We start from the raw sequence: 8,406 nt of genomic DNA, 5'->3' as shown, positions 1-8,406 counted from the left end.
TTGAGGTCAGATGACGCTCCGTAGTTACTCTTATCCTTGATCCAGATTTTTAGCCCCTTCGGGTCAGAATCCGACCACTCCCGATTCTGCTCGTCTGAACCATACTTACCGACTGCGAGCTGGTAAACAGATCCTCCTGATCTTCTATACACCGTGAAGTCAATGTGAAGATTCTCGCTAAGATAGTCCGCAGTGATGCAAGGTTTTTTAATCTTCGCGTTTTTGAAGCCTCGCTTTTCTAGCACGCGTAGTACAACTTTTTTAGGGTCAACCGGATTATCGGGCGCATCGTCCGTATCAATCACAAGAGCACGATCGATATCAAAATCACCATCCTTTTTCAGAATGCCGGTATCTATAGAAAGAGAACCTTGAAGGAAGTCATCAATGACCTTGTAGCCCTCTTCTTTGAAGGCCTCTTTTATGGCTGATGTAATGCTGTTGTCTTTTGTGCGTGCTTGAGTGTAGGCCTCATCGAGGCGACTCAGCTTGATCCGATCGTTAAAGCAAATAAATTCCTGTTGTACGGTCATGCGTCCCTCCAAAAGGCAGAATTAATACAGCGGGTAAAATCTGTATTTCTGAGCCAAAAGCGTCTTTGTAATCCCTTTCAGCACTCACGCTGTACCGGCACTAACATCAAGCTCATCAAGTTGGTGTTGAAAGATCAATAAATGATCCTTACAACGGTACGCACGATTTTTTGAATCCAGCCTGCCACTGTAAGGCCTCCGACCTCAACACCCAATAACACTATATATGGTGTTAAGTTAATTTTTCAATACTACATACTGTATTTCGCACGATTTTTTTCTTAACAAAAGGGCATTCAAACGCTCATGCACTATAAAGTAGGCTCGTGGATCACAATGCTCCCCAAAAATAAGCCAATTTTGCACGGAGACTTCCTGTCTATGGGTGAATTGCCTCTCCTGTTATAGCTGCATCCATGCCTTAAAGGAGGCTACTGACCCCAGGAGATGTCAGCTAAAGGTCTATAGCGGCATTCAGATGCTAGCCACGCTAACTGCGCAAGCGTGCATCCATGAAAAATGGATAACCAACAGAGTCCGCACAATCAAAGCGCACAGCTATCTCAAAAAAAAGCCAATAACCGCTCTCTGAAAACGCCTGACATCACTAAGGTTCCAAGCGAGGCTTCACTATCTTGACTAAATGAAACCGAGCGGTTTTTTGGTGGTGATTCCGCCTCAGCTATAGCAGACATGGTACTCCATGCATTTAACTCTACATTGGTACTCAGGGCAAAGCCCCCATGTTCAGAAACGAACCGTAGATGTTGGCAGACACCCAAGTGCTCCGGCAGATCATCCATGAGCCGTTGAGCGCACCTCGTCAGTTCTGGCTCAGCCAGAATAAACATCCAAGCTTCAACGTCAAGACCACTTCGCCGCCTCAGGACTCTCCCTAGAACTTGGCGGAAGTACATTTCTGTGCGGATGCGGCTGAGATAACAGCATACCTGCAACCGAGGAATGTCCGTTCCTTCCGAAATCATCCCAACGGCAACAACCCATTTGGCAGTTCCATATCGGAATTCATTAATCACATCATTGGCATCCGTCCGGTGAGTCGTCACTACGACCGAACTTTCATTCATACGCATTAGAAGTGCTGATATTTGATGAGCATGATCGATGCTAGACGCTACAACAAGGCCCGCAGCATCAGGAACGGTTCTGCGAACAATATCGAGTCTCTGCCTAGATAAATCAAGCAGCTGAAGATTGAGCTCCTCGTGAGTAACTAGACTTTCAAAAGTGGCTTCTGACTGTTTGAGCAAGGGAGAAAATCCTGTGTAACTGCGGTTAGTATTACCCGGTTGCTCAATAGTAATCTTAGTATTGTCTACCAATGTGATATTAGGAATTCTACAAACCCCTTCTTCAACGGCTTCTGCTAACGAATACTGATAATCAACAATCAACCGCCCTTCAGGTGTTGAGTATCTGGCGAGAGCGATTGAGTGTTCGTCTGAACGCCATGGGGTACCTGACATTGCTAGTGTTAGTGCCGCTGCATCTTGGAGCTGCTGAATGATCTTCAATCCCCAGATATTTGCTCCTTGAACACCGTCACCACCAGAACAATGGTGGATTTCATCGAATACAGCAAATACTCTCAATGTCTTGAAAAGTCGCCAGAATGAATCTTCTTTATGCTCTATGGACTGATACGTCAACGCAACCCCTGCGGCACCTATCTGACCATCAAAAGGCCTTTGCAGGATAGCCTCAAAGGTATGCTTGATTCCTTCGACAACCTGGCAAGATGGTGCAAAACAAATGACTATATCTATGTGTCCATCATCCAAAAGCCTTGAAGCCAACTCCGCTGCCATACGGGTTTTTCCTGCCCCTGGAGTGGCCTGACAAAAGAAGTGACGCTCTTCGTTGAAATGTTCCAACGCTTTGTTAACGCACTCGTATTGCCAGCGTCTCAAGCTCATCGAACCGCTCCAATCTTGTGCAAGGCAGCTTCGATAGCGTTCATGTGGCCCAGTAACCTCGAACTATTGTCTCTGGCTACCGTCAATTCGGGCTCAAGAGCGCCTTTCAATTCAGGTATTTCATCAATCAGCAACTTGAAGCGCTCTGTCGCTCCCAGGGCGGTCAAGAAATCTAGATGAACTTCTTTGAGCATCTCCTCCAATGCTTCAGCTGCAGAGCGAGTAACCTTCCTATAAGGATGTGTCAGCGTAGTATCAGAATTTGACCTATCAAGAGCAATAAGGTCACTTAGCGCTTCATTAACAGCGGTTTGACGCTCAGCCATTCCTAATTTTGGAGCAACCAGCTTGAGATTTTCGCGTGAAGGTATCCTTTTTATCAAAAAACGCTGCCCGCGCGATTTTCGCTCTGCATGATATGCGGCCCATCCAAGATTAATCATGCGACGAATCTGATCATAAAGGTAGATTCTGATCTGCGGTAATGAGGCTCCATTGGGCTCTACATATTTTAGGTAAAACTCGCGTAACTCCATGATTGTGAAATAACCGACATTCTCTTCTTTAAGAATGTGATAAAGAACCCGATCTAGCGTCACTGCAGATTTTTTCATTCTCACACCACCCTTTTAAAGATGAGGATTATAATCCGTGGCATTATAGGCTGCAAAAATAAATATTACTGCTCTTTTATAGGAGCTGTAATGAACAATCTGGCATCGCAACTGGGGGTTAACATTCGCGCTAAGCGCAAAGAACTTTGCGTCTCTCAGGATCGTCTGGCACTGGAGTGCGGAGTGGATCGAAGTTATATGGGTCGCATAGAGCGTGGTGAAGTCAATATTACGGTAGAAAAGCTGTATCAGATAGCTGCACGTTTGGGATGTGAACCTGCGTCATTGCTTCCTCAGATTAAAAACGCCGAACATTAATGCATATATGACTAAATTTAGTACATCAGCGCTTCCTCAATCATAAAGATATCTTTCGTTTAACGTCATAACATCATGATTATTATATGGTATAAGTTGTTTGCCAACATGAATGTAACATCATAAGGATGAGCAATTAAATCAGGACATCTAGGAAATGCCGTTTTAGCAACAGTTGTCTCCATCAACCTGGCACATGCTTCAGGGTTGCGTGAAAAAGTAGAAGTGCTGGAGGTAGCCCAACGTTTTATTAGCTCAGTTGCCTGTTACCCAAGTATTGGTTTAAACCAAGATGGTAAAGATGTATCACTATTCAAGGACTCGATGGCATTGGTTGTGTGGATAGCCTTCCGGATGCCCTGCGGGCAGCGGAATAGTGTGTTCAGATTGGGCCAGTGGTTGCGCCAGGAGCGGCTGATATGGGGCATTTTGCGTCCCAGCGCTCCGCGAACTCATCCAGCGCTTGCAGCGCCTCTTCTTCCGTAACCGACTGGTAAATGCGCTTCAGATCGGCAGTCACGACCTTGTAGTCTTTCCAGGGCACGTACTTCATTGAATTGCGAACCATGTGAACAATGCAGAGCTGGACCTGGGCCTGCGGGTATGCCGCACTGATGGCGTCAGGGAAGCCCTTGAGCCCATCCACGCAGGCAATGAGAATATCCTTCACACCTCGATTCTGGAGCTCTGTGAGGACGCCGAGCCAGAACTTGGCACCCTCATTCTCCGAGAGCCACATACCAAGCAGCTCCTTGTGCCCTTCGAGGTTGACGCCCAGGGCCAGATAGATCGCCTTTTCACAACTCGCCCTCAAATCCAGCGATAACATCAAGAGACATCTTGTCGAAGTCTTCAGCAATCATAATTTGCCCCGTTAAACGACCTGGTTTGCGAGGTGTGATATTTTCACGATGCGGCACAAGATCAAGATACGGTTTACCGGCTTTAGCAATGACTACCGTTTCACCTTCCCATACTTTTTTTCCGAGCTTAGATAGCTGGGATTTTGCTTCATGCATATTCACTTGCATAACGTTTCTCTTAGTTTAGCTAGACATAGCTATACGATAGACTTAGCGCCTAATATTTCAACTAGCTTGAAGCGCGACAAAGTTGGGCCACCCTTCGGGCGCATTGATGTTAATGCACTGATTGAAGAGGAAACAAGGTGCACCTTGAGATGATTTAAAAGAATGGGGTGTCAATTTAACCTCAAAATTGGAAGCTCCGTTAAGACTTGTTAACTGGATTACCCATGGTTTTTTGTAGGGCACAATCTCTTATGACAGTCGTGTCGACTAGCTCTCGTAGATCATTAGCTTGCTTTCTTAGACCACCAATTTCCTGACCAATATTGTCGAGAGAGTCGACAATTTTTAGCAAAGGAGGCTTTTCAAATATCCCTGGCAAGTCATCAAATTGCATGATGTCCATCAGGTAGTTTTTTGAGTAACACTTACCAAGTGCATTCTTCCACTTAACATTTATAGTGAACGGATTAAGTGGGTCTATGCCTTCCTTAGCGTCTCTTCCTTTGGGGTATACCAAATGATAACCAATAGCAAAGTGAAAAGTGAATTTTTCACTTTGAGGTATCAACGTAATTGCTGGACGATCCTTGTCATGGCTGATCTTAATATCGTATTTTCTGAAATTATCTGGATCAGCAAGAATTGTGAAGGAAACATCAATGGCAGGACCTTTTCCAACATTCGAAAGACTTATATCAACTGCTCCAGAACCACCGGAGTGAATTTCAAAATGAGATACAATATTGGGTTCAGATCCGGCTTTTCTTAGCGCTCTATTTTCCCACCAAAGAAAAACGGTCAGAACTGCAATTGCTAGCGTGGAGATAGCACTGATTAGACTACCCAGAACCACAACAGTCTGACCATTATCTGATAGCCACTCAAGTATCTCAATCAAGACCAGCCTCCTTGTAGTTAACTCTCCGAACTCTCATACACCGACGCCAACTCTTCCATTTTCTCACGCATCTGCTCAGCGATAGCTTTTCTTGCTGTGATCTTGGGCTTCACTGACAGTACAGACAGGAGTTCTTTGATGTCCGGTAACCGGTCACGGTAGATGTACTCTTCATAGAGTGTCTGAAAACCCTCTAAATCGGCATTGAGTTCTTCACAGGACTGAGCCATGGCTTCTTTGCGTTTCTCGACCACGAAGCGGTTGAACTGCTTCTTGACGAACCCTTCTACCTGATCCTCTGTTTCTGGCTTCAACTTGGGTAGCTTTGTGTCGATGAAGTCTTGGAACAGCTGCTTCTTATGACGCAACTCTGGATCGGTCTGTAAGACATTCAGGATCATGTCACGGGTGAGTTCGTAGGTTTTCTGGTTGGTCTCACCTTTCTTGAGCTTCTCGATCAACTGTAGGATGTAAGTCACATTGACCTCATCACGTTTGATCAGGTCGATTTCGAAGTCGAAGTCAAAGTTGAATTGATCAGTATTAGGATCTTCATTGCCGCCACCCCCTTCGCCTGGACCTGCTGTAGTCGGTTTCTTCTTCCGGCGCTCACGCTCAGCGGCTTCGAGCTCTTCACGTTTATCCAGGTACTTACTCTGATAGTCCAGTAGTGTTTGCTCATCGATATCCAGCACATCACTTTCAAGGTCTTCATGGAACGCACTGAAGGTTTTCAGGGTGTTCTGCATCCGCAGGACATCACGGAATTTCGCCAAGAAGTTTAACTGATCTTCTTCTTGTACCAGTGCATCTACCGCATCCGGTGTCTTGGCGATTGCCTTGAGTTGTGCCACTTCTTCTCTGAAGGAGTCCACCAGGTTAGGGTAAGGCTGCATGATCACGGTGCTGATCACCTCGTCCACTCCACCCGCTTTGGCGTTGCTGTTGGCAAAGATCGACAGGGCTTCATCGGTGGCATCTTTCAGGCGACGGTAACAGACGATATTGCCGTGTGACTTCTTGGCATCATAGATGCGGTTGGTGCGTGAAAAGGCTTGAATCAATCCATGGTGTCTGAGGTTCTTATCCACGTACAAGGTGTTCAGAGGTGGACTATCAAAGCCGGTCAGGAACATGTTCACCACCAGTAGGATATCAACCTCTTTACGTTTCACGCGCCTTGAAAGGTCTTGGTAGTACTCATAGAAGGATTTGCTGTCTGTGGCATCATAAGACGTGGAATACAGGCCGTTATAATCCGATACACATGCCTTCAGAAAATCCATACGACCGGCATCCACGTTGCGCGTGGTGACACTCGGTACGCTGGTGTCTTCCAGTCCGGTAAACTCATCGGAGTCATCCGGTCCACTGCTAAAGATGGTGGCGACTTTCAGCCGTTCTTCTTCGGGCAGATCCGCTTGCAGCTTTCTAAAGGACTCGTAGTACACGCGCAGCAGATCCACGCTACTGACACACATCATCGCGGTGTATTCACGCTGGAAGGTTTTAGATGGATGCAGTGCCAGAATATCGCTAACCACCTTATCGACACGCTGAGGCGCATTGATGAAGGACTTATGGTTAAGCTGCTCTTCACTCAACGCACTGGCGGGTATTTGGCTACCATCATTCATTTCCACTACATCACCAGGCTTCACCATGTCGCGGTATTCAACAGAGAAACGCAGTACGTTGCGATCGTTAATGGCATCGGTAATCACGTACTTGTGCAGTGCCTCACCAAACAGGTCACGAGTGGTCTTGTTGCCATACTTGGTTTTGACAGTATTGGCATCAAAAATGGGGGTGCCGGTAAATCCAAACATTTGTCGATGACTGAAGAAGTCACAGATCCGGTGATGGGTTTCACCAAACTGGCTACGGTGGCACTCATCGAAGATGAACACCACTTTCTTACTGGCCACAGCCTTACACTGGTCTTTGAACTGCGCTTTAGAGATGGCCGCATTGAGCTTCTGAATCGTGGTGACGATCAGCTTACAGGCATCATCGTTTAACTGCTCAACCAGCTTTTTGGTGTTCTCGGTGGTGTCCACGCTGTTCGCACTGAAGGCGTTAAACTCCAGTGCGGTTTGGTAATCCAGATCACGACGGTCCACCACGAACAGCACCTTATCGACATGCGGATCTTGGCTTAGGATCTGACTGGCCTTAAAGGAGGTCAGGGTCTTACCCGATCCAGTGGTGTGCCAGATATACCCATCCCCACGACCGTAGCCAACCCGTTCCAGAATGCGTTCCACCGCGTAATACTGATAGGGTCTGAGGATCATCAGATTACGTGAGGTTTCATGCAGGACGATGTAACGAGCGATCATCTTCGAGAGATGACAGCGCTCCATGAAGGACTCTGCAAACTCATCCAGACGGTTGACCCGTTCATTGGCCTCGTTGGACCACTCAAAGGTGAATTGGAAGTTCAGCTTTTGGTTGTTCGAGAAGTAACGGGTGTTCACCCCATTGCTGATAATGAACAACTGGATAAAGCCAAACAGACCACTGTTATTCTCATAAGATTTACTGCGATAACGGTCGATCTGATCGAAGGCTGACCGGATATCCGAGCCTCTGGCCTTCAACTCAATCTGAACCAAGGGTAAGCCATTCATCAGAATCGTCACATCGTAACGGCTATGATCAACGGCTGAACGGTTTGTGACCTGACGAGCGACTTGGAAGCGGTTCTGGCACCAGTGCTTCACTGAAAAGAGTTCGATGTACTTAGGGATACCGTCAGCGCCAATGACATCAATGCGACCGCGCAGCATCCTTGCTTTATCGAAGACATCACCCTTTTTCAGCTTGTCCTTGATTTGCTCAAACTCGTCACTGGTAAGCTGGATGCGGTTATGCTTTTCCAACTGAACCTTGAGGTTCTTCACCAGATCAGCTTCGTTGCACTTTTCCACTCGCTCGTAGCCCATGCGCTCCAGCTGCTCAACGAGTTTCTTTTCCATGTCCAATTCGCTTTGGGTGCTCATCTGTTCGAGATCCTTGTCATCATCCTGTTCTTGGCTCAACCCTGATCAACCTCAGAGATGAGCCCTGGTT

7 protein-coding genes and 1 pseudogene are annotated in these 8,406 nt (G+C 46.7%); 1 reads left to right on the top strand and 7 read right to left on the bottom strand.

Annotated elements, in window-relative coordinates; genetic code table 11:
• The 3 genes from ACN0R1_RS18920 to ACN0R1_RS18910 form a co-directional block, all read right to left on the bottom strand.
• Nucleotides 1-533, bottom strand: a 533-nt coding sequence (locus ACN0R1_RS18920; protein WP_417585702.1) for a nucleotidyltransferase, incomplete at its 3' end; no start/stop codon positions are given.
• Nucleotides 534-1,096: 563 nt separating this feature from the next.
• Nucleotides 1,097-2,470: a DEAD/DEAH box helicase gene (locus ACN0R1_RS18915; protein ID WP_417585700.1), complete on the bottom strand. Its 1,374-nt coding sequence runs from the start codon at nucleotides 2,468-2,470 to the stop codon at nucleotides 1,097-1,099.
• Nucleotides 2,467-3,084 (bottom strand): hypothetical protein, encoded by a 618-nt coding sequence (locus ACN0R1_RS18910; protein ID WP_417585698.1) that lies wholly within the window; start codon nucleotides 3,082-3,084, stop codon nucleotides 2,467-2,469. Before ACN0R1_RS18910 ends, ACN0R1_RS18915 begins: the two co-directional genes overlap by 4 nt.
• A gap of 90 nt (nucleotides 3,085-3,174) precedes the next feature.
• On the opposite strand from ACN0R1_RS18910, the gene ACN0R1_RS18905 reads away from it, so the two are divergent.
• Nucleotides 3,175-3,402 (top strand): helix-turn-helix domain-containing protein, encoded by a 228-nt coding sequence (locus ACN0R1_RS18905; protein ID WP_417585696.1) that lies wholly within the window; start codon nucleotides 3,175-3,177, stop codon nucleotides 3,400-3,402.
• A 308-nt stretch (nucleotides 3,403-3,710) separates the two neighbouring features.
• Here ACN0R1_RS18905 and ACN0R1_RS18900 read toward each other — a convergent pair.
• The 4 genes and pseudogenes from ACN0R1_RS18900 to ACN0R1_RS18885 all read right to left on the bottom strand — a co-directional run.
• A pseudogene (locus tag ACN0R1_RS18900) lies at nucleotides 3,711-4,198 on the bottom strand (IS256 family transposase); the annotation flags it as partial.
• Nucleotide 4,199: 1 nt separating this feature from the next.
• Nucleotides 4,200-4,433: a type II toxin-antitoxin system Phd/YefM family antitoxin gene (locus tag ACN0R1_RS18895; protein WP_417585694.1), complete on the bottom strand. Its 234-nt coding sequence runs from the start codon at nucleotides 4,431-4,433 to the stop codon at nucleotides 4,200-4,202.
• Nucleotides 4,434-4,632: 199 nt separating this feature from the next.
• Entirely contained in the window at nucleotides 4,633-5,331 is a 699-nt protein-coding gene (locus ACN0R1_RS18890; RefSeq protein ID WP_417585692.1) for a hypothetical protein, read from the bottom strand.
• Between the two features lie 17 nt (nucleotides 5,332-5,348).
• Nucleotides 5,349-8,375: a type I restriction endonuclease subunit R gene (locus tag ACN0R1_RS18885; protein ID WP_417585691.1), complete on the bottom strand. Its 3,027-nt coding sequence runs from the start codon at nucleotides 8,373-8,375 to the stop codon at nucleotides 5,349-5,351.
• Nucleotides 8,376-8,406: the final 31 nt, after the last annotated feature.

Source organism: Nitrincola sp., assembly GCF_048264025.1.
Classification (GTDB): domain Bacteria; phylum Pseudomonadota; class Gammaproteobacteria; order Pseudomonadales; family Balneatricaceae; genus Nitrincola.
The sequence above is the reverse complement of the archived record's forward strand: the minus strand, read 5'-3'. Positions and strand labels throughout refer to the sequence as shown.